The 948-nt window shown below is 41.7% G+C and carries 2 protein-coding genes; both read right to left on the bottom strand.

Annotation, left to right across the window (positions count from 1 at the left end):
* Window positions 1-442, bottom strand: a 442-nt coding sequence (locus tag KIV40_RS33630) for an SPFH domain-containing protein (RefSeq protein ID WP_285353760.1), incomplete at its 3' end; no start/stop codon positions are given.
* A gap of 180 nt (window positions 443-622) precedes the next feature.
* A partial coding sequence (locus KIV40_RS33635) for a tetratricopeptide repeat protein (protein ID WP_285353763.1) occupies window positions 623-948 on the bottom strand: 326 nt, incomplete at its 5' end.

Consider the following 948-nt stretch of genomic DNA (forward strand, 5'->3'; position numbering starts at 1 on the left):
CAACGATGTTCAATAGCTTACTGTTGATCATGTCACGTTGACTGAGCATCTCGTCGAGCTCCATAGAACCTAAGACGGTACGAATATTGGTTAGAGTTAAATTACGAATGGCATGCTCTAGGTCATTTACCTCATAAGCAGCTCGCGCCGCATCAATAACTTGTACAAAACAGACGGCATCGATAACCACATTGGCGTTATCTTTAGAGATCACCTCTTGAGCTGGGATATCTAATACGCGTTCCATCATATTGATCTTTTGTCCAATGCTATCAATAAATGGAATGATTAGGTTTAAGCCGGGCTTAAGGGTCAAGGTATAACGACCAAAACGTTCAACGGTCCAGTTATTGCCTTGAGGAACGGTTTTCACGCCGGCAAAAATGAAAAGAAGGGCGACAACGGTAAAGCCGCCGATAGTAATCAGTGTATCAATAGCCATACAAAATCCTTGTTTGAACGAGTCTTTGATTTGTCATTAAAGATAGTGGCTTAATTTTGAACGCTGAGCAAATTTATAAATGAGAAATGAGCCATAAAATATTGATTTTATGGCTCATTTTTTAGAGATGCAGAACAGAAAGATAGCTTGCTTATTGACTGTTTTATCCAGTAAAGCGAATTAGTAGAGTAGTGAGTAAAGCTGACGACGATACTTACTTGCCGCCGCATTGCTTTGACCAAGTGCGCTCAAAATGTCCATAAAGCTTTTCTTCATGTCACCATCTAAAGCGTTAAGATCTTTCACTAAGAATGACCAGAGTAATTCAAGCGCTTCTTCGCTACGGTTCACTTGATGGTATTGCAGAGCAAGCTCCGCTGCGACTTTAGCATCGCTCGGGTTTGCCTGAAGGTTCGCTTCCAGTGCTTGAATTTGTGGGCTATCGGCCGCTTGCTTATGAAGGTCAAGCTTTGCAACGAGTCCCTTGAAATAGTTGTCTTGATACT

Source organism: Vibrio sp. D173a (assembly GCF_030248475.1).